25 protein-coding genes are annotated in these 23,770 nt (G+C 71.1%); 21 read left to right on the top strand and 4 right to left on the bottom strand.

Features of this window, described 5'->3' with window-relative positions; genetic code table 11:
- Nucleotides 1–22 precede the first annotated feature (22 nt).
- Complete coding sequence (gene tilS, locus LX14_RS10180; RefSeq protein ID WP_253647968.1) at nt 23–949, top strand: tRNA lysidine(34) synthetase TilS; 927 nt, start codon at nt 23–25, stop codon at nt 947–949.
- Nucleotides 950–965: 16 nt separating this feature from the next.
- On the opposite strand, the gene LX14_RS10185 is transcribed toward tilS, so the two are convergent.
- Complete coding sequence (locus tag LX14_RS10185; protein WP_253647091.1) at nt 966–1,580, bottom strand: DUF8020 domain-containing protein; 615 nt, start codon at nt 1,578–1,580, stop codon at nt 966–968.
- Between the two features lie 326 nt (nt 1,581–1,906).
- On the opposite strand from LX14_RS10185, the gene hpt reads away from it, so the two are divergent.
- The 3 genes from hpt to bluB are packed head-to-tail and all read left to right on the top strand — an operon-like array spanning nt 1,907 to nt 4,484.
- Nucleotides 1,907–2,473, top strand: coding sequence for a hypoxanthine phosphoribosyltransferase (gene hpt / locus LX14_RS10190; protein ID WP_253647092.1), 567 nt, complete (start codon nt 1,907–1,909; stop codon nt 2,471–2,473).
- Nucleotides 2,470–3,837, top strand: a complete 1,368-nt coding sequence (locus tag LX14_RS10195) for an amidase (RefSeq protein WP_253647093.1) — start codon at nt 2,470–2,472, stop codon at nt 3,835–3,837. Before hpt ends, LX14_RS10195 begins: the two co-directional genes overlap by 4 nt.
- Nucleotides 3,834–4,484 (top strand): 5,6-dimethylbenzimidazole synthase, encoded by a 651-nt coding sequence (bluB, locus tag LX14_RS10200; protein WP_253647094.1) that lies wholly within the window; start codon nt 3,834–3,836, stop codon nt 4,482–4,484. The genes LX14_RS10195 and bluB overlap by 4 nt, the downstream gene beginning before the upstream one ends.
- 82 nt (nt 4,485–4,566) lie before the next feature.
- Here bluB and LX14_RS10205 read toward each other — a convergent pair whose 3' ends face one another.
- Nucleotides 4,567–5,382, bottom strand: a complete 816-nt coding sequence (locus LX14_RS10205) for an MBL fold metallo-hydrolase (protein ID WP_253647095.1) — start codon at nt 5,380–5,382, stop codon at nt 4,567–4,569.
- Between the two features lie 107 nt (nt 5,383–5,489).
- Nucleotides 5,490–5,975, bottom strand: a complete 486-nt coding sequence (locus LX14_RS10210; RefSeq protein WP_253647096.1) for a PPOX class F420-dependent oxidoreductase — start codon at nt 5,973–5,975, stop codon at nt 5,490–5,492.
- Between the two features lie 137 nt (nt 5,976–6,112).
- Here LX14_RS10210 and ftsH point away from each other — a divergent pair, with 137 nt between their 5' ends.
- From ftsH to LX14_RS10280, 14 genes are all read left to right on the top strand, one after another.
- Nucleotides 6,113–8,557, top strand: a complete 2,445-nt coding sequence (ftsH, locus tag LX14_RS10215) for an ATP-dependent zinc metalloprotease FtsH (RefSeq protein ID WP_253647097.1) — start codon at nt 6,113–6,115, stop codon at nt 8,555–8,557.
- Between the two features lie 92 nt (nt 8,558–8,649).
- The gene (folE, locus tag LX14_RS10220) at nt 8,650–9,276 is read left to right on the top strand and encodes a GTP cyclohydrolase I FolE (protein ID WP_253647969.1); all 627 of its coding nucleotides are present in this window, start codon (nt 8,650–8,652) and stop codon (nt 9,274–9,276) included.
- 38 nt (nt 9,277–9,314) lie between these two features.
- Nucleotides 9,315–10,202, top strand: a complete 888-nt coding sequence (folP, locus tag LX14_RS10225) for a dihydropteroate synthase (protein ID WP_253647098.1) — start codon at nt 9,315–9,317, stop codon at nt 10,200–10,202.
- Nucleotides 10,195–10,575, top strand: a complete 381-nt coding sequence (gene folB, locus LX14_RS10230) for a dihydroneopterin aldolase (protein WP_253647099.1) — start codon at nt 10,195–10,197, stop codon at nt 10,573–10,575. The genes folP and folB overlap by 8 nt, the downstream gene beginning before the upstream one ends.
- Entirely contained in the window at nt 10,572–11,108 is a 537-nt protein-coding gene (folK, locus tag LX14_RS10235; RefSeq protein ID WP_253647100.1) for a 2-amino-4-hydroxy-6-hydroxymethyldihydropteridine diphosphokinase, read from the top strand. The genes folB and folK overlap by 4 nt, the downstream gene beginning before the upstream one ends.
- On the top strand, nt 11,105–11,641 hold the full coding sequence (locus LX14_RS10240; RefSeq protein ID WP_253647101.1) for a DUF3180 domain-containing protein: 537 nt from the start codon (nt 11,105–11,107) through the stop codon (nt 11,639–11,641). The genes folK and LX14_RS10240 overlap by 4 nt, the downstream gene beginning before the upstream one ends.
- A gap of 88 nt (nt 11,642–11,729) precedes the next feature.
- Nucleotides 11,730–12,821, top strand: coding sequence for a DUF6779 domain-containing protein (locus LX14_RS10245; RefSeq protein WP_253647102.1), 1,092 nt, complete (start codon nt 11,730–11,732; stop codon nt 12,819–12,821).
- Between the two features lie 147 nt (nt 12,822–12,968).
- Nucleotides 12,969–13,913 carry a Rossmann-like and DUF2520 domain-containing protein gene (locus tag LX14_RS10250; RefSeq protein ID WP_253647103.1) on the top strand — a complete coding sequence of 315 codons (945 nt, stop codon included), beginning with the start codon at nt 12,969–12,971 and terminating at the stop codon, nt 13,911–13,913.
- On the top strand, nt 13,910–14,821 hold the full coding sequence (gene panC, locus LX14_RS10255) for a pantoate--beta-alanine ligase (protein WP_253647104.1): 912 nt from the start codon (nt 13,910–13,912) through the stop codon (nt 14,819–14,821). The genes LX14_RS10250 and panC overlap by 4 nt, the downstream gene beginning before the upstream one ends.
- 16 nt (nt 14,822–14,837) lie before the next feature.
- Entirely contained in the window at nt 14,838–15,305 is a 468-nt protein-coding gene (gene panD / locus LX14_RS10260; protein WP_253647105.1) for an aspartate 1-decarboxylase, read from the top strand.
- Between the two features lie 18 nt (nt 15,306–15,323).
- Nucleotides 15,324–16,181: a type III pantothenate kinase gene (locus LX14_RS10265; protein WP_253647106.1), complete on the top strand. Its 858-nt coding sequence runs from the start codon at nt 15,324–15,326 to the stop codon at nt 16,179–16,181.
- An 88-nt stretch (nt 16,182–16,269) separates the two neighbouring features.
- Nucleotides 16,270–16,722, top strand: a complete 453-nt coding sequence (locus tag LX14_RS10270) for a rhodanese-like domain-containing protein (protein ID WP_253647107.1) — start codon at nt 16,270–16,272, stop codon at nt 16,720–16,722.
- A gap of 43 nt (nt 16,723–16,765) precedes the next feature.
- Nucleotides 16,766–18,283 carry a lysine--tRNA ligase gene (gene lysS / locus LX14_RS10275; RefSeq protein ID WP_253647108.1) on the top strand — a complete coding sequence of 506 codons (1,518 nt, stop codon included), beginning with the start codon at nt 16,766–16,768 and terminating at the stop codon, nt 18,281–18,283.
- A gap of 161 nt (nt 18,284–18,444) precedes the next feature.
- Nucleotides 18,445–18,774: a histone-like nucleoid-structuring protein Lsr2 gene (locus tag LX14_RS10280; RefSeq protein ID WP_253647109.1), complete on the top strand. Its 330-nt coding sequence runs from the start codon at nt 18,445–18,447 to the stop codon at nt 18,772–18,774.
- A 26-nt stretch (nt 18,775–18,800) separates the two neighbouring features.
- Here the strand turns inward: LX14_RS10280 and LX14_RS10285 are convergent, their stop codons facing one another.
- On the bottom strand, nt 18,801–20,405 hold the full coding sequence (locus LX14_RS10285; RefSeq protein WP_253647110.1) for a FadD3 family acyl-CoA ligase: 1,605 nt from the start codon (nt 20,403–20,405) through the stop codon (nt 18,801–18,803).
- A gap of 56 nt (nt 20,406–20,461) precedes the next feature.
- Here LX14_RS10285 and LX14_RS10290 point away from each other — a divergent pair, with 56 nt between their 5' ends.
- The 3 genes from LX14_RS10290 to LX14_RS10300 are packed head-to-tail and all read left to right on the top strand — an operon-like array spanning nt 20,462 to nt 23,699.
- Nucleotides 20,462–21,715: an acyl-CoA dehydrogenase family protein gene (locus LX14_RS10290; RefSeq protein ID WP_253647111.1), complete on the top strand. Its 1,254-nt coding sequence runs from the start codon at nt 20,462–20,464 to the stop codon at nt 21,713–21,715.
- Nucleotides 21,712–22,512, top strand: a complete 801-nt coding sequence (locus LX14_RS10295) for an SDR family oxidoreductase (RefSeq protein ID WP_253647112.1) — start codon at nt 21,712–21,714, stop codon at nt 22,510–22,512. Before LX14_RS10290 ends, LX14_RS10295 begins: the two co-directional genes overlap by 4 nt.
- Nucleotides 22,513–22,541: 29 nt before the next feature.
- Nucleotides 22,542–23,699: an acetyl-CoA C-acetyltransferase gene (locus LX14_RS10300; protein ID WP_253647113.1), complete on the top strand. Its 1,158-nt coding sequence runs from the start codon at nt 22,542–22,544 to the stop codon at nt 23,697–23,699.
- Nucleotides 23,700–23,770 lie beyond the last annotated feature (71 nt).

A 23,770-nucleotide genomic window follows, 5' to 3' on the forward strand; every position in this document is an offset into this window, starting at 1 on the left:
GGGTGTGACCGCGCTCGACGAGATCGCCCGCGCGGTGGCCGATCTCGTCGACCGCCTCGACCTCGGGCGCGACGTGTGCGTCGGCCTGTCGGGTGGACCGGACTCCCTCGCACTCACCCTCGGCGCGCTCCGGGCGGGGCTGACGACGACGGCTCTCGTCGTCGACCACGGTCTGCAGCAGGGTTCGGCCGACGTCGCGCGGCGCGCTGCATCGGCTGCGGAGTCCGCCGGTGCGCGCGCGAGGGTCCTGACGGTGACGGTCGACGGACGCGGTGGCCCCGAGGCGGCGGCCCGCCGCGCCCGGCGTGCCGCACTCGACGACGCCCGTGACGGCCTCCCCGTGATGCTCGGCCACACCCTCGACGACCAGGCCGAGACGGTGCTGCTGGGACTCGCCCGCGGATCGGGGCCGCGGTCGGTGGCGGGGATGGTGGCCTGGGCCGACCCCTGGGCGCGACCCCTGCTGGGTGTGCGCCGGGCGACGACCGTCGCCGCGTGTGCGGAGTCGGGCCTGACGCCCTGGTCGGACCCCCACAACGACGACCCCCGGTTCGTCCGGTCGAGGCTGCGGGCCGAGGTGATGCCGACGATGGAGGACGTCCTGGGCGGCGGTGTCGCCGAGGCGCTGTCGCGCACCGCCGACCTGCTGCGCGACGACGTCGACCTGCTCGACGCGATGGCCGCCGACGCGATGGCGACGGTGGTCGAGGGGGATGCGCTGCGGCGGGTGGGGGTGGCCGCACTGCCGCGCCCGCTGCGTCGTCGGGTGATCCGCCTCTGGCTGCTCGCCGCAGGTGCCACCGAGCCCACCGCACGTCTCGTCGCCGCGGTGGACGCGCTGACAGACGACACCGCCCACGGCACGGTGGCCGTGGGCGGTGACGTCGGCGTCCGCGTGAACGCGGTGGCCGACGGGGAACTGCTGCGACTGCGCCGGGACCGTCGCTGACGATCCCGGCGTCAGATCACTTCTTCGGCGGGACGAAGGGTGAGTTGATCGTGTTGAAGTACTGGATCACGTTGCCGATCAGAGTCGGGCCGCCGGCGATGATGGTGCCGCCGAGGGCACCGATGCTGCCGCCCGTGACACACCCGGTGAGGATCGGCACCGGGGGCAGGGTCGAGAGCAGGATGCAACCGACAGCCGCGCCGATGATGGTGCCGACCAGGCCGCCGATGGCGGTCGCCGTGCTGATGTTGCTGCCCAGCTTGTTCAGCGCCTGCTGATCGCGTTCCTGCCGGGTCGCTGGCGCGTCGACGAGCACCTTGCCGGGCAGCTGCGGGGTCAGCGTGGCCGTGCGCCCGTTGGCTGAGGCCTTGATCGGCAGTGCGACGTTGTTGAACTTGTAGGTCAACGGGAAGGCGACGGCGACGCGGCCGGCCGAGTCGACGATCTGCAGTTGGTCGTTCGCGGTCCGCAGGGATCCGGCGGTCGTGGAGAACAGGATCGACTGCCCTTGGACCTGGGCGGAGTAGTTGATCTTCTCTGCCGGGGCGGCATTGGCCGGGGCGCCGGTGACGACGCCCGCCACGCAGGCGAGCGAGACGCCCGCCGAGACGAGTGCGGTTCTGAGCTTCATCGGTCGATCCATTTCCTGTGGTTGGTGCTGTCCCGGAGACCAGCGCCCGCCCCCCACTGTCGGCTGTTCAGCCGACCCTGAATCCCGTGGACTCGCCTGTCGGGCAGCCTCGTTCACGTCGATTCCGTGCATGCGTCCGGGTGAGGACAAGTCGATGTTAACGTCACCAAATCCGGAAAAGGAAACGAACGGTGAAAAGCGTCCGTGATCTGAACGAAATGGCCACGTGACCGACCCTCCACCCGCTATGGAGGTCCGTACGCGGCCGTGACAAGGTTGTGCCGAGCAGCGTTGGGCGACGCGGTGGTGGGCGAAAGGCGTGACAGGTGGCCGTTCCGGGCGATCCATATGGCGACGACATCGAGGCCGTCGTCATCTCCGAGGAGCAGATCAAGGCGCGGACGACCGAACTCGCCGAGGCGATCGCGGCGCGGTACACCGACATCCCCGACGACCTCGTCCTGATCGGCGTCCTCAAGGGCGCGATCATGTTCATGACCGACTTCGCGCGTGCTCTGCCGATCCCGTCGCAGATGGAGTTCATGGCCGTCAGCTCGTACGGGTCCTCGACGTCGTCGTCGGGTGTGGTGCGGATCCTCAAGGACCTCGACCGGGACATCGCCGGTCGTGACGTCCTGATCGTCGAGGACATCATCGACTCGGGTCTCACGCTCTCCTGGCTGCTGAAGAACCTCCGCTCGCGCCAGCCGCGGTCGCTGGCGGTCTGCACGCTGCTGCGCAAGCCCGACGCGGTGCGTCGCGACGTCGACATCGCCGAGGTCGGCTTCGACATCCCCAACGAGTTCGTCGTCGGCTACGGCCTCGACTACGCCGAGCGCTACCGCGACCTGCCCTACATCGGTCGGCTGCACCCGCAGGTCTACTCGCAGTGACCGAGACCGCCGTCGGCATCGCCGAAGCGGTCGCTTCGGGTCGTCGCAGCCCGCGCGAGGTGGTGGACGCGGCCCTCGCGCGCATCGCCGAGCGTGACGGCGCCCTCAACGCCTTCGTGTCCGTCGAGGCCGACGCGGCGCGGGCGGAGGCCGACGCGCTCGCCGGCCGCGACCTGGCCGGACTACCCCTGGCCGGGGTCCCCGTCGCGATCAAGGACAACGTGCCCGTCGCCGGGGTGCCGCAGCGCGTCGGCTCGGCGGCCACGTCGTCGCGACCGTCGGCGGAGGACCACCCGCTCGTGACCCGCCTGCGTGCGGCGGGCGCCGTCGTCGTCGGCGTGACCGCGGTGCCCGAGCTGTGTCTGTGGGGTGCCACCGACACTCCGGGTCGGATCACCCGGAACCCGTGGAACCCCGAGCTGACCCCCGGTGGGTCGTCGGGAGGTGCGGCGGCCGCGGTCGCGAGCGGGCAGGTGCCCATCGCGCACGGCAACGACGGCCTGGGCTCCATCCGCATCCCCTCGGCCGACTGTGGACTGTTCGGCATCAAGCCCGGACGGGGTGTCGTGCCGCCGCAGACCAGCGGGAACGGCTGGTACGGCATGTCGGAGAACGGGCCGCTGGCCACGACCGTCGCCGACGCCGCACTGATGCTCGGCGTCATGGCCGACGACCCGTCGCTCGGTGCCGCCGGCCGCGACACCGGGCGTGCGCCCGTCGGGGTCGTCGTCGCCGAGAACTTCCCCCTGGCCGTCGGGTCCACCGATCGCCACTGGGCCGGCGCGCTGTCGGACGCGGCCGCGGCGCTGACCGAGATCGGACACCGGGTGACATCGTCGCCGCTGCCGTACCCCACCAACCCGGCGCCACTCCTGCTGCGCTGGGTCGGTGGCGCAGCTGCGGACGCCGACGAGATCGGCTCGCACGGCGGCGATCTGAGCCGACTGCAACCGCGGACGCGTCGTCACACCGCACTCGGCCGACTGGTGAACCGCCGGGGCCTGGTCCGCGATGAACAGCGGACCGCGATCGTCACGAGCGTGGAGCAGTACCTCGAGCGAACCGGGTCGGACCTCGTCATGACACCGATGCTGGCCCGTCCGCCGTTGCCGGCGCGGCAGTGGAGTGGGCGCGGGTGGCTCGCGAACATGTACGCCAACATCGGGTACGCGCCGTTCGCCGGTCTGGTGAACGTCCTGCAGTGGCCGGGGATGTCGGTGCCGATGGGCGTGCACCCGGAGTCGCGGACACCGATGGCGGTGCACCTGTTCGGCAGGCCGGGGTCGGAGACCCTGCTGCTCGCCGTCGCCGCTCAGCTCGAGCAGGCGCGGCCCTGGCCGCTCGTCGCCCCCGGGTTCGCATGACCGGCCCGTGTGACCCGTTCCCCGACAGCGACCGCGCCGCGGTCTACCGCGTCATCGGGAGTCGCCGCGACACAAGGCATTTCGCCGGGGGAGAGGTGCCCGAGGACGTCCTGGCGCGGCTGCTCGGTGCTGCCCATCACGCACCCAGCGTCGGACTGATGCAGCCGTGGCGGTTCGTGCGCGTCGTCGATCCCGCTGTGCGCGAGTCGATCCGCGAGATCGTCGAGGCCGAACGCGTGCGGACCGCCGAGGCCCTCGGTGACCGTGGCGAGGAGTTCGCGCGTCTCAAGGTCGAGGGCATCTCCGAGTGCGCCGAGGTCATCGTGGTGGCGCTCGGCACGGGGCGTGACGCGCATGTGTTCGGCCGTCGCACCATGCCGCAGATGGACCTGGCGTCGGTCGCGTGCGCCATCCAGAACATGTGGCTCGCCGCGCGCGCCGAGGGCTACGGCATGGGGTGGGTGTCGATGTTCGACCCGGCGGAACTGGGTCGACTGCTGGGCATCCCCGACGGCGCCGAGCCGATCGCGGTGCTGTGCCTGGGGCCGGTGGACGCGTTCTACGAACGGCCGATGCTCGTCGAGACCGGTTGGGCGGTCGAGCGTCCGCTCGGCGAACTCTGCAGCGTCGACACCTGGCGCCTCTGACCCCGAGCGTGCAGTAGATTCCGCTGAGCGTGCGGAAAATGCCCGCCGAGTGTGCAGAAAATGCCCGCCGAGTGGGTAGTTCCTACTCCGGAACCGCCTGCAGCGCGGCGATGTAGCGATCGGCCGATCGTTGGACCGCGTTCCATGCGTCGTCGACCTGCTGGTCCCAGAACGCACTGTGCAGGACGTCGAACTCGAGGTCGGCGAGGACGTCGGCGATGCGCCGGACCTCCGCGGCGGGCAGCGGCACCATGTTCGGGTAGCTCCACATGAAGGACACCCACCGACGATCGGCCGCCGCGAGGGGGAGGTCGCCGCTGAGCAATGCGGCAGAACGGCCCCCGGTCGCCGCGACGTGGAGCGCCGACGCCCCGGGGAAATGACCGCCGAGACGGTGCACCGTCAGCCCGTCGCCGAGGTCCAGCTCGTCGCCGTCCCACAGCTCGATCGCTGCGTCCGGGCGCATGATCCACCGCTCGTCGACGCGGGGGAGGTGGATCGGGCAGTCGAAGCGATGCGCCCACTCGACCATCGTCGACCAGTAGTGCGGATGCGAGATCGCGATGCCCGACAGGCCGCCGCGGGACTCGATCTCCTCGGCGAGGGCGTCGTCGAGCAGGGCGACGCAGTCCCAGAGCAGATTGCTCTCGCCGTGGGGGACGAGGAGCGCACGCTGTCCGATGCCGACCTTGGGCTCCGCGCCGACGCCGAGGAAGTCGCCCTGCATCCTCGTCACGGATCGGTGGTCACGCCGGAGTTCGTCGAGCGAGGTCCACTGCTGACCGCCCTCGCCGACGTACTGGCGTGGGTCGGCACAGATCGGGCACACGTGCGGCGGGTCGTCGACGGGGACGTCGAACTGGACCGCGCACGTCGTGCAGATCGCGAGACCCGTCATCTGCCGCCCACTCGCCGTCTCCAACCGCCCACTCGACGTCTCCAACCGCCCACTGGACGTCTCCTGCCGCCCACTCGACGTCTCCAACCGCCCACTCGACGGGTGGGTCAGGAGTCCTGGGCGTCGAGACGGTCGGCGACGTCCTGGGGGAACCCGCCGGTGGCGATCGGACCCCAGCGGGTCGGGGTGATGCGGATGAGGGACTTGTTCTGCGTGGCCATCGCCGCGCGGTACTCGTCCCAGTCGGGGTGCTCGCCGGAGATCGAGCGGAAGTACTCGACGAGGCCCTCGGTCGACTCCGGCTGATGGAGCACCTCGGCGGTGCCGTCGACCTGCACCCACGCGCCGTTGAACTCGTCGGACAGCACGCACACCGACACCTCGGGCCGGGACTCGGCGTTGCGGGTCTTCGCCCGTGCGGGGTAGGTCGAGATGACGATGCGGCCCTCGTCGTCGACGCCGCCGGACACCGGTGAGACCTGCGGCGACCCGTCGGACCGCGTGGTCACCAGGATCAGGTTGTGCCGGTTTCGGACGAATTCGAGCAGCTCGTCGAGCTCGACGTGGTCGGTGGTCGCGATGTTCCTGGCCATGTCCCCAGCGTATGCGGTGTCACACGGTCAGCCGAGGCGCTCGGGAACGCCCGGCCGCCTGTGGGCGTTGACAGGTAGCCTGACCTCCTAGGTGTACCTCCAGCGAAGGGACGCGCCGGCGCCGACCGGGACGTGTGATGAATCGAAAGACTGTTTTCCGCAACCTCGCCATCGTGGCTGTCATCGTGCTCGCCATCTGGGGATGGTCCGTCCTGCGCGACGGCAACCGTGAGTACAAGAGTGTGGACACGTCCGTCGCGCTGACGCAGCTGAACACGAAGAACGTGAACAGCGTCCAGATCGACGACCGCGAGCAGCAGCTCCGCCTCGAACTGAAGGACGAGGTCGACGGGTCCACCAAGATCACGGCCAAGTACCCGGCGCGCGCCTCGGAGTTCGTGTTCACCTCGGTCCGCGACTCGGGGGCGAAGTACCAGACGAACGTCACCCAGGAGTCCGTCCTCTGGCAGATCCTCATCTTCGTCCTCCCGATGATCCTGCTGTTCGGCCTCTTCTTCTTCGTGATGAGCCGGATGCAGGGTGGCGGCAAGGGCGGCGTCATGGGCTTCGGCAAGTCCAAGGCCAAGCAGCTGTCGAAGGACCACCCGAAGACCACCTTCGCCGACGTCGCCGGTTCCGACGAGGCCGTCGAAGAGCTCTACGAGATCAAGGACTTCCTGCAGAACCCGGCGCGCTACCAGGCGCTCGGCGCCAAGATCCCCAGGGGCGTGCTGCTCTACGGCCCTCCCGGTACCGGCAAGACGTTGCTCGCCCGCGCGGTCGCCGGCGAGGCCGGCGTCCCGTTCTTCACCATCTCCGGGTCGGACTTCGTCGAGATGTTCGTCGGTGTCGGCGCGTCCCGCGTGCGCGACCTCTTCGAGCAGGCCAAGAACAACAGCCCCTGCATCATCTTCGTCGACGAGATCGACGCCGTCGGTCGTCAGCGCGGCGCCGGCCTCGGCGGCGGTCACGACGAGCGTGAGCAGACCCTCAACCAGCTGCTCGTCGAGATGGACGGGTTCGGTGAGCGTTCCGGCGTGATCCTGATCGCCGCGACCAACCGTCCCGACATCCTCGACCCCGCGCTGCTGCGCCCCGGTCGCTTCGACCGGCAGATCCCCGTCGGCAACCCCGACATCGCCGGCCGCAGGGCGATCCTCAAGGTGCACGCCGCGGGCAAGCCGATCGACTCCGACGCCGATCTCGACGGTCTCGCCAAGCGCACCCCGGGCATGTCCGGCGCCGACCTGGCCAACGTCATCAACGAGTCGGCCCTGCTCGCCGCCCGCGAGAACCGCACGACGATCACCGCCGAGCTGCTCGAGGAATCGGTGGACCGCGTCGTCGGTGGACCGCGCCGCAAGAGCCGCATCATCAGCGAGCAGGAGAAGAAGATCGTGGCCTACCACGAGGGCGGACACACCCTCGCCGCGTGGGCGATGCCCGATCTCGACCCGATCTACAAGGTCACCATCCTCGCCCGCGGTCGCACCGGCGGTCACGCGCTGGCCGTGCCCGAGCAGGACAAGGACCTGATGACGCGCTCGGAGATGATCGCGCGCCTCGTCATGGCCATGGGTGGTCGTGCCGCCGAGGAGCTCGTCTTCCACGAGCCCACGACCGGTGCGTCGTCCGACATCGACCAGGCGACGAAGATCGCCCGCGCGATGGTCACCGAGTACGGCATGAGCGCCAAGCTCGGCGCGGTCCGCTACGGCCAGGAACAGGGCGACCCGTTCCTCGGACGATCGATGGGTGCCCAGAGCGACTACTCCTCGGAGGTGGCCGCCGAGATCGACGACGAGGTCCGTCGTCTGATCGAGGCCGCGCACACCGAGGCGTGGGCCATCCTCTCGGAGTACCGCGACACCCTCGACGATCTCGCGACCCAGCTGCTCGAGCGCGAGACGCTGACCCGCAAGGACCTCGAGGTCATCTTCTCCAACGTGCAGAAGCGTCCGCGCATCACCACGTTCGACGAGTTCGGCGACCGCACCCCCAGCGACAAGCCGCCGGTGAAGACGCCGGGTGAGCTCGCGATCGAACGCGGCGAGCCGTGGCCTCCGGAGCCCGCACCGGATCTGCGCAAGGAGCCGGTCGGCGCGAACCCCGGTCACGGGCAGGGCGGATACGGCCCCGCCGGTCAGAACGGGTACGGCCCGAACGGCTACGGCCAGAACGGCCATGGCCAGAACGGCTACGGCCAGAACGGGTACGGCCCGAACGGCCATGGCGGCCAGAACCCCTACGGCCAGAACGGCCAGGGCCAGAACGGCTACGGCGGCCAGAACGGCTGGGGCCAGGGCGCCCCGGGATACGGACAGCCCGGGCCGACCGGCCGCGGGGACGACGTCCCCGGCTACCCGCAGGGCTATCCGGCTCCCGGATACGGCGGGCCCGGGTACGGCAATCCCGGCCACCAGCCGCACCCGCAACCGGTGCCCCGTGACCAGGATCCGCAGGCGAACCGTCCGGGCGGCACCCGGCCCGACTACGGCGCACCCGACGGATGGTCCGCCCCGGGGTGGCCTCCGCGTGACCCCGACCGTCGCGACGACGGCACACCGCCCACGCGCTTCTAGATCACCACCGCCGCCCCCGCCCGGGGGCGGCGTCCGTTCACCGCCGCTCTCGAGAAAATGGGTAGGCACCTGCGATGACCGATTCCCCTGCGATGACCGATCACACCGACGTGGCCACCTCGGACCTCGAACGCCCGGGGGTCGCCTCCGGTTTCGACCAGCCGCGGGCCGAGGCCGCCGTCCGCGAACTGCTGCTGGCCATGGGCGAGGACCCGGAACGGGATGGTCTGCAGGACACCCCCGCCCGGGTGGCGCGGGCGTACAAGGAGATGTTCGCCGGCCTGTGGGTGAACCCCGACGACGTGCTGGCCACGACCTTCGACGTCGGCCACGACGAGTTGGTGCTGGTCAAGGACATCCCGATGTACTCCACGTGCGAGCACCACCTGGTGTCGTTCCACGGCGTCGCCCACGTCGGGTACATCCCGGGGGCGACCGGTCAGGTGACGGGCCTGTCGAAGCTGGCGCGGGTCGTCGACCTGTACGCGAAGCGCCCCCAGGTGCAGGAGCGGCTGACGACGCAGATCGCCGACGCGCTGGTCCGCAAGCTCGATCCGCGCGGGGTGATCGTGGTCATCGAGGCCGAACACCTGTGCATGGCGATGCGGGGCATCCGCAAGCCCGGGGCGAGCACCACCACCTCCGCGGTCCGCGGCATCTTCAAGACCAACGCGATCAGCCGCGGTGAGGCGCTCGAGCTCATCGCGCGACGGACCTGACGTCCGTTCTCACGCCGCCCACGCCTACCGTGGACGGCGTGTCCCCCGTCGTCGACCTGACACCCGACACCCGCACGCGGGTCGTCGGTGTCCTCAACGTCACGGCCGACTCGTTCTCCGACGGCGGCCGCTATCTGGACCCGGACCGGGCTGTCGCCCACGGCCTGTCGTTGCGGGCCGACGGCGCGGACCTGGTGGACGTCGGCGGGGAGTCGACGCGACCCGGCGCGACCAGGGTCGACCCCGACACCGAGCGCGATCGTGTGGTCCCGGTGATCGCCACGCTCGCTGCCGAGGGTGTCGCGGTGTCCGTGGACACGATGCGGGCGACCGTGGCGGCCGCCGCTGTCGAGGCCGGAGCCGCCGTCATCAACGACGTCTCGGGGGGCCGCGCCGACCCGGACATGGCCCGCGTGGCCGCCGAGACCGGCGTGCCCTGGATCCTCATGCACTGGCGGCCCACCGTCGACGCATCGGGCGTGACCCGCTTCGCCCACCGTGTCGACGACGTCGGCGGCTATCGCGACGTCGTCGCGCAGGTCAGCTCCGAACTCCTCGCCCAGGTCGACGCGGCCGTGCGCGCCGGCGTCGACCCGGGACGCATCGTCCTCGACCCGGGACTCGGTTTCGCCAAGGCCCCCGAGCACAACTGGGCACTGCTGCACGCGCTGCCCACGTTGGTGGGGCTCGGCTACCCGGTGCTCGTCGGGGCATCGCGCAAACGCTTCCTCGGCGCCCTGCTCGGCGGACCCGACGACCCCCGACCGCCCGCGGGGCGCGAGGTCGCGACAGCCGCCGTCACCGCGCTGGCCGCCGCCCACGGCGCGTGGGGTGTCCGGGTGCACGACGTGGTCGCCGGACGCGATGCTGTGGCGGTCGCCGACGCGTGGTCGACCGGAGGACGACGGGGGCTGGTGGATGGCTGACCGCATCGAGCTGCGCGGGCTGGTGGTCCGCGGCAACCACGGGGTCTTCGACCACGAGAAGCGCGACGGACAGGACTTCGTCCTCGACATCGTCCTGTGGCTGGACCTGCGTCCGGCCGCCGAGAGCGACGACCTCGCCGACACCGTCGACTACGGCGGGCTCGCCCAGCGCGCCCACGACATCGTGGCCGGTCCCGCGCGCGATCTCATCGAGACCGTCGCCGCTGAGATCGCCGACGACATCATGACCGACGAGCGGGTCGCGGCCTGCGAGGTCACCGTCCACAAGCCGTCGGCACCCATCCCGCTGACCTTCGCCGACGTGGCCGTCGTGACCCGTCGGTCGCGCGCGCCGCGGGGTCGGACATCGTGAGCAGAGCGGTCCTCTCGATCGGTGCCAACATGGGCGACACCGTCGCCGCGCTCACGGGGGTGCGCGAGCATTTCGGCGACGTGGTCGTCGCGGCGTCGGCGATCCACGCGACCCCGCCGTGGGGACCCGTCGGCCAGGACGACTTCGACAACGCCGTGCTGATCGTCGACGACCCCGCCCGCGACGCCCACGACTGGCTCGAGGAGGGCTTCGCCTGCGAGCGCGCCGCGGACCGTCGTCGCGAGGTGCGCTGGGGACCTCGCACCCTCGACGTCGACGTGGTGTCCGTGACGGTCGAGGGGACCACGGTCGTCGACGACGACCCGCACCTCACGCTGCCGCACCCCCGCGCGAGCATCCGGGCGTTCGTGCTCGTGCCCTGGCTCGACGCCGACCCCGAGGCCCGCCTGTGGACCCCCGACGGTGAGCGCGCCGTCGTCGATCTCGTCGCGGACCTCCCGACCGACGACGTCACCGGCGTCCGTCGCCGTGACGTCCCCGGATGGGACCGCCTCCCGGTGGTGGCCCGATGACGACACGACCGGATCCCCGGCGGCGCGGCGGCCGCGACCCCGAGGACGGCGGGCTGGCACCCACCCGGGTCCGCGATCTCCTCGGCGTCGCGGCGGTGACGGGCGTCGTGGTGTGGCTGCTGGTCCGCGTCGACTACGGGCAGCTGCCGCCCCTGCCGTTGCTGGCCGGGATCGTCCTGTACGCCCTGGCGCTGCTCGAGGCGGTCATCGCCGTCATCGTGCGGACGCGGGTCGCGGGGAGGCAGGTCGGTCCCGCGAACGGCCAACTGCACCCGCTGACCGTGGCGCGCGTGCTCGCCCTCGCCAAGGCCTCCGCGCTGCTCGGTGCACTGGCCGTCGGTGTGTGGGCCGGACTGCTGGTGTACCTGCTCTCGCTGTCGGACTCGTCTGCGGCAGACCATGACCGGCCCGCCGCGATCGTCGGGCTCATCGGCGGGGTGGTGCTCGCCGCCGCGGCGGTGTGGCTCGAATACTGTTGTCGCACACCGGACGATCCGGAGGATGTTCCCGGGGCGTCGCCGTCGGGGTCGTGACCGTGCTCGCGACACCGCGGATCTCGCGTCGCCGACACCCTCGGCGGGCTGGCGCGTGCGGACCACGGACGCAAGTAGGGTGACGCGCATGACGGTGACGGGCGGACGATCCGCCGAGTCCCGCCGGTCGCGGCGTGGACCGGCTCAGTGGCTTCTCGGGTTGCTGCTGATCCTTGCCATCGGCGCGTCCGTCGCCATGATCTTCAGCCGCGACCGCAGCATCGTCGCGAGCCTCGCGGTCATCGCCGCCCTCTGGGCCGCCGTGATCGGCGCCATCCTGGTCACCAAGTTCCGGCGACAGGCCGATTCCGCGGAGGCCAAGACCCGCGACCTGCGCGTCGTCTACGAACTCCAGCTGGAACGCGAGATCACCGCGCGCAAGCAGTACGAACTGGGCGTCGAGGCGCAGATCCGCCGCGAGGTGCTCGCCGAGTCCTCGGAGGAGCTGCGCGCCCTGCAGGAGCAGGTCGCGTCGCTGCGTGCCAGCGTCGAGGCACTGGTGGGCGAACTGCCCGACCCCCGTGCCGCGATCGAGGCGGAGAGGCTGCGGGAACTGGCGCGCCCGACGGCGGTCGACGAGAGCGCACTGTCCGACGGCGCCGCCGCAGAACGCGACTTCGCCCGCACGGCACCGGAGCCGACCTCGGTGCCGGCATCGCCGCCGAACGCCCCGACCGAGGTGATCGCGGTCGTCGACGACTCCGCGAACCGGCCGCGCTTCGTCGACGAGACGCCCACCGACGAGTGGGCCACCACCGCCGCGCCGGCGCAGACCGCGGAGCCCGCTCCCGCGTCGCCCACCCCGCCACCTGCCGCAGCACCCGCCGCGGCCGCCCACCACCGTCAGCCCGACGAGGAGTCGACTGCGTCGGGTGGTCGCCACGGACGGTCGTCGGGCAGTCACGCCACACCGACGCCTGACGACCCCGGACCCGTCGACACGCCGTCCCCGGCCGATCCGTCACCGGCTGCCGCGCGCGACGACGAGCCGGCCCCGGACGAGGCGATCGCCGACGCGACACCGGCATGGACCACCTCTGCGGAACGCCCGTCCGGCCGTGACCGCCACCGCGCGCGCGAGGTCGACGCGGGGGCGCACAGCAACGGCCGGTCGGTGTCGGAGCTGATGGACTCCCTGCGGACCGCCGGTGGCGGTCGCCGCCGTCGTCGCGAGGACTGACCCCACTGACGTCGGCCGGGACACGCCTGCCGCGGTGAGCCCGGTCACTCCGCGTTCCGTGTCGTCGCGCGCTGCGCCTATCCTCGACGGCAGACCACGTCCGGTACCCGCCACGCGGGACCGGAACGCTGCATCAGGAGGACATCGGTGACCTCATCGGGCATCTCGAACTGGCCTGCGCCCGCCCGTCTCACGGTCGGGGTCATCTCGGCCGGTCGGGTCGGGACCGCGCTGGGATCGGCGCTCGAGGCCGCCGGACACGTCGTCGGCGGTGTCCTCGCCCGCTCGGAGCGCTCACAGGCCCGTGCGGCCCGCCTCCTGCCGGACTCCGAACTGCTCACCCTCGCCGCGGTCGTCGCGCGCAGTGAACTCCTGCTCGTCGCGGTCCCCGACGACGCGCTCGATGCGGTCGTGGCCGAGATCGCCGCCTGCGGTGCGCTGCGTGCCGGCACGATCGTCGCCCACACCGCCGGCGCCCGGGGCATCGCGGTCCTCGCGCCGCTGGCGGACCTCGGCGCCACCTGCCTCGCACTGCATCCCGCGATGACCTTCGTCGACTCCGACGAGGACGTGCGGCGGCTGCACACCGCCTGCTTCGGTGTCACCGCCGCCGACGAGATCGGCTACGCGGTGGGGTCGGCGCTCGTCCTCGAGATGGGTGGCGAGCCGGTGCGCGTCCGCGAGGAGGCCCGCCCGCTCTACCACGCGTCCCTCGCCCACGGCGCCAACCACCTCGTCGCACTGATCTCCGATGCCCTCGACGGCCTGCGTATCGCCCTGGCGGGACAGGAACTGCCCGGCCAGGACCCCGTCGACGACGGTCCCGGTGGACTCCCCGCCCGCGTGCTGGGCCCGCTGGTGACCGCCGCGTTGGAGAACACCCTCGAACTAGGTCCGCGCGCCCTGACCGGGCCGGTCGCCCGGGGTGACGCACACGCGATCGCCCGTCACCTCGCCGCGCTCGACGAGGCCGACCCCGACCTCGCCGGTGCCTATCGCGCGATGGCGTTGCGCGCCGCGCATCACGCCGGAGCGTCGGACGCCGTGCGCGGCGTGCTGCGCGGCACCGACCCCGAAGGCCTCGACCGATGACCGCCACGCGCCCGTATGTGCCCGGCGCGTTGACGGTGCACCGCGATCCGGCGGCGATCGCCCAGGTGTCCCGCGCGCTGCGGTCCACGGGCAAGCGCGTCGTGCTGGTCCCCACGATGGGCGCGCTGCACGCCGGTCACCGGGAACTGATCCGTGCGGCCCGTGCGCAGGGACCCGCCGTGGTCATCGTCTCGATCTTCGTCAACCCGCTGCAGTTCGGTGCGAACGAGGATCTCGACGCCTACCCACGGACCTTCGACGCCGACCGCGCGCTGTGCGAGGCCGCCGGGGTGGAGCTGCTCTTCGCCCCCACCGCGGCCGCGATGTACCCGGCCGGACCGCGCACCACGGTCCACCCGGGGCCGATCGGTGACGACCTCGAGGGTGCCTCGCGCCCAGGCCATTTCGCCGGGATGCTGACCGTCGTCGCCAAACTGCTCACCATCGCGGCACCGCACGCGGCGTTCTTCGGCGAGAAGGACTACCAGCAGCTCGTGCTGGTCCGCCAGATGGTCACCGACCTCAACCTCGACGTCTCCATCGTCGGTGTGCCGACGGTGCGCGAGTCCGACGGCCTCGCCCTGTCCAGCCGGAACACCTACCTGACCCCCGCGCAGCGGGAATCGGCGACCGCACTGTCGGCGGCGCTGGTGGCCGGCGCGCACGCCGCCGCCGGCGGCGTCGAGGCCATCGTCGACACGGCCAGCCAGGTGCTGCGCACCCACCCGGAGATCGAGGTCGACTACCTCGAGGTCCGTGGCACCGACCTCGGCCCCCCGCCGGAACAGGGCGACGGCCGACTGCTCGTCGCCGCCCGGGTCGGCAGCACCCGCCTCATCGACAACGTCGGCGTCGCGGTCGGCACCGGATTCCTCGCCCGCGGCACCACCCCCGATCCCGTCTCCTGACAGCAGAGGACCCCCGATGCTCCGCACCATGATGACCTCGAAGATCCACCGGGCCACGGTGACCCAGGCCGATCTGCACTACGTCGGGTCCGTCACCATCGACGCCGACCTCCTCGACGCGGCCGGACTGCTGGAGGGGGAGCAGGTGACCATCGTCGACATCGACAACGGTGCCCGGCTCGTGACCTACGCGATCGCCGGCGCGCGCGGTTCCGGTGTCATCGGGATCAACGGTGCGGCAGCGCATCTCGTGCATCCGGGTGACCTGGTCATCATCATCGCCTACGGGGTGCTCAGCCCGGAGGAACTCGAGTCCTACGCCCCCCGTGTGGTCTTCGTCGACGGCGAGAACCGCATCGTCGACCTCGGGGCGGACGCCGCGCACGTGCCGGACGGGTCGGGTCTGCTCGATCCCCGTGTGCCCGAGGACACCCGCGTCCCCGACGACACCGCCGAGCTCCTCGCCCCGACCGCCGCGCGCTGAGCCGGAGCGGGCGTCCCCATGCTGCTCGTCCTCGACATCGGCAACACCAACATCCATCTCGGGGTGTTCGCCGGACGCGGTGAGCACTCGACGCTGGTGCGCGACTGGCGGATCCGTACCGAGCCCCGCATGACCGCCGACGAGTTGGCGTTGACGCTCGACGGCCTCCTCGGTGAGGACACCGACCGCGTCGTGTCCGTGGCGGCGCTGTCCACCGTGCCGTCGTTGCTGCGTGAGCTGCGGGTGATGATCCCGAAGTACTTCGGCTCCGGCCCGCACGTCCTGTTCGAACCCGGCCTGCGCGCGGGTGTGCCGCTGCTCGTGGACAACCCGAAAGAGGTCGGCACCGACCGCGTCGCCAACGCCCTCGCGGCACGGGAGACGTACGGGACCGCCTGCATCGTGGTCGATCTCGGGACGACGACGCTCGTCGACGTGGTGTCGGCGAAAGGGGAGTTCCTCGGCGGCGCCATCGCACCCGGCATCGACATCGCCGTCGACGCCCTCGCCGAGCGCACCGTCACCCTGCGCACGGTCGAACTGCTCCCGCCCCGCAGCGTCGTGGGGAAGAACACCGTGGAGGCCCTGCAGTCCGGGATCCTCTACGGGTTCGCCGGTCAGGTCGACGGCCTGGTGTCCCGGGTGCGCCGCGAGGTCCCCGGCTTCGGTGACGACGACGCTGTGACCGTGGTCGCGACGGGGTATCTGGCGCCGCTCGTGTTCGACGAGTGCCGCACCCTCGACGTGGCGCACCCGTATCTCACCCTCGAGGGACTGCGACTGGTGTTCGAGCGGCAGCAGGACATCCGGCGCCGGCACGAGGCCCGGTCGCAGGCCGACCCCGATGGCGCCCGACGGTCCCCTGTGTCAGACTGACGCCGTGATGAAGCGCTGTCGCGAGTGTTGTCGGGCCTGACGGCCCCGCCTCACCCTGCCCGCTTCCACACCCTCCAGGACTTCTCTCATGCCCGTCGTGGCCTCGCTCTCGCGTTCTGTCCCCCTGTTCCCGGCGCATCCGGTGACCTCGGTCCGTCGTGCTCCGCTCGGTCTCCCGGTCGCCGACCTGCCCGCCGCCGTCGCCGCCGGCCACCGTCTGGTCGACGTGCGCTCCCAACTCGACCGCGACCTCGACGGGGTCGTCGGAGGCGCGATCGCGGTGTCCCCGGACGTCGTCGTCGAGCGTCTGACCCCCGGTGGTGCGGCGTCGCTGCGCAGCGCCCAGGAGTGGTCCCGGTGGGTGCTCGTCGCCACCGACGGCGACGACGCGGAATGGCTCACGTGGCATCTGCACGCGGCCGGTGTGACCGGCGCGCGGTTCCTGCTCGGCGGCGTGCGCGCCCTCCGCGCTGCGCGGACCGCGTCGTTGCCGGTCACGGAGTCGCAGCGTCGGGATCTGGCGGCCATCGCCGCCCACTGACGCACGACGGGCCGTCGTCGGTGGTGACGATAGGGTCGTCCGGGTGAGCGAGACCGAGCAGACCCCCGGATCCGAGACGGATCAACTCCCCGAGCAGCTGCGCATCCGCCGGGAGAAGCGTGCCCGCATCCTCGCCGAGGGCGGCCAGGCGTATCCGGTGGAGGTCGCACGGACACACACGCTCTCGGCGATCCGCGCGCAGTACGCGGATCTGGAGACCGACACCGCGACCGGGGACACGGCCGGCGTGGCGGGCCGCATCATCTTCCTGCGCAACAAGGGCAAGCTCTGTTTCGCGACGCTGCAGGAGGGCGACGGGACGCAGCTGCAGGTGATGGTGAGCCTCAACGGTGTCGGTGAGCAGCGGCTGGCCGCGTGGAAGGCGGACGTCGACCTCGGGGACTTCGTGTTCGTCCACGGCGAGGTGATCACCTCCCGCACCGGCGAGCTCAGCGTCATGGCCGACGACTGGGCGATGGCGTCGAAGTCGTTGCGCCCGCTGCCCGTCGCGCACAAGGACCTCAGCGAGGAGACCCGGGTCCGGCAGCGCTACGTCGACCTCGTGCTCAACCCGGCGGCGCGGGAGACGGCCCGCACACGCATCGCGGTGGTGCGTGCCGTGCGCGACATCCTCACCGAGCAAGACTTCGTCGAGGTGGAGACCCCGATGTTGCAGACGCAGCACGGTGGTGCCGCCGCGCGCCCGTTCGTCACCCACTCCAACGCGCTCGACATCGACCTGTACCTGCGCATCGCGCCGGAGCTGTTCCTCAAGCGCGCGGTCGTCGGCGGGATCGACCGGGTCTTCGAGATCAACCGCAACTTCCGCAACGAGGGCATCGACTCGACGCACTCCCCGGAGTTCGCGATGCTCGAGACCTACCAGGCCTACGGCACCTACGACGACTCCGCGCGCATGACGCGGGAACTGGTGCAGGAGGTCGCACTCCGCGCCCTGGGGACCCTCACGCCGACCCTCGCGGACGGCACCGTCTACGACCTGTCGGGGGAGTGGCGGACCATCTCGATGTACCCCTCGCTGGCGGAGGCGGCCGGCGAGGACGTCACCCCGGACAGCACCGTCGCCGACCTCACCCGGCTGGCCGAGCGTGTGGGCCTGCGCATCCCGGCGGACAAGGGGTACGGCCACGGGAAGCTGGTCGAGGAACTCTGGGAGCACCTCGTCGGGTCGGGGATCAAGGAACCCTTCTTCGTCCGTGATTTCCCCGTCGAGACGTCACCGTTGACCCGCGATCACCGATCCATTCCCGGTGTCGTCGAGAAATGGGACCTCTATGTCCGTGGATTCGAGCTGGCGACCGGTTATTCGGAATTGATCGACCCGATCATCCAAAGGGAGCGATTCGTCGATCAGGCGCGTCTCGCCCGCGCCGGTGACGACGAGGCCATGGTCCTCGACGAGGAATTCCTCACGGCCATGGAACACGGCATGCCGCCCACCACGGGCACCGGCATGGGCATCGACCGCCTGCTCATGGCACTGACCGGGCTGGGAATCCGCGACACGATCCTGTTTCCGTTCGTGAAACCCGCGGAATGACCATCGGCGCACGAATGAACGATCACGAATAGTCGGACATGAATTGTCGGCCGGGCTTTCGGCCGTTATCATCGGTTTCTGAATCGGGGGAAGTCGCGGGGGGATCCGCAATGGGAACACCCGATGTCGACGATGTGGTGAGACGACATGGGGAATCGAACATGGCAAAACGGGTGACGGTCACACTCGTCGACGATGTCGACGACAGCAGCTCCGCGGACGAGACGGTCGAGTTCGCGATCGACGGCGTCGCGTACGAGATCGACCTCTCGCGGTCCAACGCCGAGCGTCTGCGCTCCGAGCTGCACACCTGGGTGCGGCACGCCCGCCCGGTGAACGGGTCCGCGCGCCCGGCGGCGGCCACCGGGAACGGCGTCGGACAGGGCACCACCGCCGCGATCCGCGAGTGGGCCCGCCGCAACGGCATCGGGGTCTCCAGCCGCGGTCGTGTCGCGAGCGACGTCGTCGAGCTCTACAACGCAGCGCACTGACGCGGCCGCGCCTGCGCTGAGCGGGTTCAGCGCAGTTCGCGCTTGAGGATCTTCCCCGACGCGTTGCGCGGGAAGGCGTCGACCGCGACGACGGTCCGCGGCACCTTGAAGGCGGCCAGGCGGGTCCGGCAGAACGCGATCACGGCGTCGGCGTCGAGCTCGGTTCCCGGTCGCAGGGTGACGAAGGCGGCGCCCACCTCGCCGAGGCGGTCGTCGGGTACGCCGATCACCGCGGCCTCGGTCACCTCGGGAAGACGAGCGAGGGTCTGCTCCACCTCCGCGGGGTACACGTTGAATCCGCCGCTGATGTACATGTCCTTGAGGCGGTCGGTGATGCGCAGGTTGCCGGCGTCGTCGATGGTCCCGATGTCCCCGGTGTGCAGCCACCCGTCGGCGTCGACGGTCTCGGCGGTGGCGGCGGGGTCGTCGAGATAGCCCCGCATCACCATCGCCCCGCGCGCCAGCACCTCACCCGCCTCCGAGAGCGCGATCTCCATCCCCGCGAACGCCCGACCGCACGTCCCGGCCACGGTGACGTCGTCGTCGTCCGGGGTGCAGGTGGAGACGAACCCGCTGCACTCGGTGAGGCCGTAGGCGGTGATGACGGTGTCGACGCCGAGGTCGCGCTGGATGCGCTCGACGAGGACCACCGGCACGATCGCCGCGCCGGTCACGACCAGCCGCAGCGAGGTGAGGTCGCGACCGGTCCGCCCGGGATCGTCGAGGATCGTCTGGAAGATCGTCGGTGCCCCGGGGAACACCGTGAGGCGGTGGGTCTCGACGAGGTCCATCGCCGCGGTGGTGTCGTACACGGCGAGCGGGTACATGGCGGTGCCGAACAGGACGCAGGGCAGGATCCCGGCCTTGTAACCGAAGGTGTGGAAGTACGGGTTGACCATGAGGTAGCGGTCGTCGGTGCGCAGACGTCCGTTCGCGCCCCAGGCCCGCGCACCCGCGAGGGTCTGTCGGTGCTCGGCCATGACGCCCTTGCTGCGACCGGTGGTCCCCGACGTGAACAGGATGTCCGACAGGTCGTCGGGTGCGACGGCGTCCGCGCGGCGGTCGGCCTCGGCGCGGGCGTCGTCGGTGGCATCGGTGAGCAGGTCGTCCCAGTCGAGCGCACTCTGCTGTGACCGGTCGGTGCCCGCGCGGACGTCGGGGTCGAGGCGGACGCGGACGGGGGTCGGGGGAGCCGTCAGCGCGGCCCACTCGTCGAGCGCCAGGAGGTCGGCGAGGCGGTCGGTGCCGAGGAAGGTCCCGGACACCACGAGCACCCGCGCATCGATCCGCGCGAGGACGTCGACGACCTCGATCGCCGTGTAGCGGGTGTTGAGCGGCACCAGGACGGCCCCGGCCCAGTGGACGGCGAGTGCGGCGACGGGCCACTGCGCACAGTTCGGTGCCCACACGGCGACGCGATCACCGGCACCGACGCCGAGGGTGACGAGCACTCCGGCGGCCGTCCGGACGGCGTCGAGCAGTTGCGACCACGTCAGACGCGTCGGCTCACCCCACTGCTCGTCGACGACGGCGACCGCGTCGGGCCAGAGAGCAGCTGCCCGCCGGAGGGCCGCGGGCGTCGTCTCGATCGTGTCCACGTCGGCGCTTCCCACCTGTGCATCATCGGTCATGACGGGCTCCTCACCACGGAAACCTAGCAAACGCTTGGTAGGTTATCCTGGGCGCCATGACCGTGACCGACCTCGCCGATCGTGCCGTCGACCTGGGTCGACTGAGCGTCTCGGACGATGAGTTCGCGCAGCGCGTCCGGTCGTGGCTCGAGGAGAACCTCACCGGCGAGTTCGCGCACCTGCGTGGTCGCGGTGGCCCGGGCAGCGAGCACGAGTTCTTCACCGAGCGACTCGCCTGGGACCGCCACCTCGCCGCCGCGGGCTGGACCTGCCTGGGATGGCCCACGGAGTTCGGTGGGCGCAACGCCACCATCGCCCAACGCATCGTCTTCCACACCGAGTACGCCCGCGCGCAGGCGCCGGCGCGGGTGAACCACCTCGGTGAGGAGCTCCTCGGCCCGACGCTCATCGCGTTCGGCACCGACGCGCAGCGGGAGCGGTTCCTGCCGGGGATCGCCGACGTGACGCAGCTGTGGTCGCAGGGGTACTCCGAACCCGGTGCCGGCTCGGACCTGGCCAACGTCGCGACGACGGCCCGCCTCGAGGACGGCCGGTGGGTCATCAACGGCCAGAAGATCTGGACCTCGCTGGCGCATGTCGCGCAGTGGGTGTTCGTGCTGTGCCGCGTGGAGCGCGGATCGAGCCGACACAAGGGCCTCGGCTTCCTGCTCGTCCCGCTCGACCAGCCCGGCGTCACCGTCCGGCCGATCCAACAGCTCACCGGCACATCGGAGTTCAACGAGGTCTTCTTCGACGACGCCGTGACCGACGCCGACCTCATCGTCGGGGAGCCCGGTGACGGGTGGCGGGTGGCGATGGGGCTGCTCGAGTTCGAGCGGGGTGTGTCGACGCTCGGCCAGCAGGTCGGCTTCGCGCGGGAACTGGATCGGGTGGTGGCGATGGCCCGCGAGAACGGGACCGCCGACGATCCCCGCATCCGGGAACGGATCGTCCGCTCGAGGATCGGTCTGCGGGCGATGCGCGCGCACGCCCGCAGGACACTCGCCGAGGTCGACACCGGCGGCGCGGGTGGCCAGGCGTCGGTCTCGAAGCTGTTGTGGGCGAACTGGCATCGCGACCTCGGCGAGTTGGCCATGGCCGTGCAGGGCGCGCCGGGGCTGGTCGCACCCGACGCGACCACCGAGGGTGTCGCCAACGACATCACCACACCCGAGCGCGTCGAGTTGGGTGAGTGGCAACGCCTGTTCCTCTTCTCCCGCGCCGACACGATCTACGGAGGGTCGAACGAGGTGCAGCGCACCATCATCGCCGAGCGCGTGCTCGGCCTGCCGCGAGAGGCGCGCCCATGACCGAGTTCTCGTTGGCCACACCGCCCGCCGAGATCCCCGGGCACGGACTGCTGGCGGGCCGCAAGGTCGTCGTCACCGCGGCCGCCGGTACCGGCATCGGTTTCGCCACCGCGCGTCGGGCGTTGCTGGAGGGCGCCGACGTCGTCGTCAGCGACTTCCACGAACGCCGGCTCGGCGAGACCGTGGAGAAGCTGACCGGGGAGTTCCCGGATCAACAGGTCGCCTCGGTGGTGTGCGATGTGTCGAGCACCGCCGCCGTCGACGCATTGATCGCAGGCTCCGCGGACGCCCTCGGTCGCATCGACGTCGTCGTCAACAACGCGGGCCTCGGCGGGGAGACGCCCGTCGTCGACATGACCGACGAGCAGTGGGACCGCGTCCTCGACATCACCCTGACCAGCACCTTCCGCTCCACTCGCGCTGCGCTGCGGTATTTCTCGGGTGTCGAGCACGGCGGTGTCATCGTCAACAACGCGTCCGTCCTCGGCTGGCGCGCCCAGCACGGGCAGGCGCACTACGCGGCGGCCAAGGCGGGTGTCATGGCGCTGACACGCTGTTCGGCGATCGAGGCCGCCGAGCACGGTGTGCGGATCAACGCCGTAGCACCGTCGATCGCCAAGCACCCCTTCCTGGCCAAGGTCACCAGCGACGAACTCCTCGACGAACTCGCCTCGCGTGAGGCGTACGGCCGCGCCGCCGAGGTGTGGGAGATCGCCGCCACCATCGCGATGCTCGCCAGCGACTACACCACCTATCTCACCGGGGAGATCGTGTCGGTCTCCAGCCAACGGGCCTGAGCCCGACCGCGATCGCAGAGGAACACGCCATGAGCACACCCCAGGCCTACATCGTCGACGCGGTACGGACGCCCGTCGGCAGACGCAACGGGTCGTTGGCGAAGGTCAACCCCATCGACCTCGGTGCGCACGTCATCACCGCCGTCCTCGAACGCACGGGCATCGACCCGAACGCCATCGACGACGTGGTGTTCGGCTGCGTCGACACCATCGGCCCGCAGGCCGGCAACGTCGCACGATCGGCCTGGCTCGCCGCGGGCGGACCGCTCGCCGTCCCCGGCACCACCGTGGACCGTCAGTGCGGGTCGTCGCAGCAGGCGATCCACTTCGCCGCGCAGGCGGTGATGAGTGGGACGCAGGACGTGGTGCTCGCCGGCGGCCTGCAGAACATGAGCGCCATCCCGATCTCCGCGGCGATGATCGCCGGCGCGCAGTACGGCTTCGACAATCCCTTCCAGGGCTCCGTCGGATGGCAGGAACGCTTCGGCGACGCCGAGATCTCCCAGTTCCACGGCGCCGACATGATGGCGCGGAAGTGGGACATCAGCCGCGAGGACATGGAGCGATGGGCGCTGCAGAGCCACGAGCGTGCCCGCGCCGCGATCGCCGAGGGGCGCTTCGACCGCGAGAACGTCCCGCTGGGCGACTGCGTCGTCGACGAGTGCCCACGCGAGACGTCGCTGGAGAAGATGGCCGGACTACCCGTGCTCGCGGAAGGATCGTCGTTGACAGCGGCAGTCGCATCGCAGATCTGCGACGGGTCGTCGGCGGCGCTCGTCGTCTCCGAGGCCGCGCTGAAGGACCACGGCCTCACCCCGCGCGCCCGCATCCACCACATGACGGTGCGCGGCGACGACCCGATCATGATGCTGTCGGCGCCGATCCCCGCCACGAAGCACGCTCTGGCGAAGACGGGGCTCTCGATCGACGACATCGACGTCGTCGAGATCAACGAGGCGTTCGCGCCCGTCGTGCTGGCGTGGCTCAAGGAGATCGGGGCCGACCCGTCCCGGGTGAACCCGAACGGCGGCGGCATCGCGCTCGGCCACCCGCTCGGCGCGACCGGCGCGAAGCTCTTCGCCACACTGCTGAACGAACTCGAGCGCACCGGCGGCCGCTACGGGCTGCAGACAATGTGCGAAGGCGGCGGGACCGCCAACGTCACCATCATCGAACGCCTCGGCTGACCTCCCAGCCCGTCACCCCACCCGTCGAGTGGGCGTTTACACACGTCGAGTGGGCGTTTGACGACGTCGAG

Origin of the sequence: Williamsia deligens (assembly GCF_024171765.1) — a bacterium.
Classification (GTDB): Bacteria; Actinomycetota; Actinomycetes; order Mycobacteriales; family Mycobacteriaceae; genus Williamsia_A; species Williamsia_A deligens.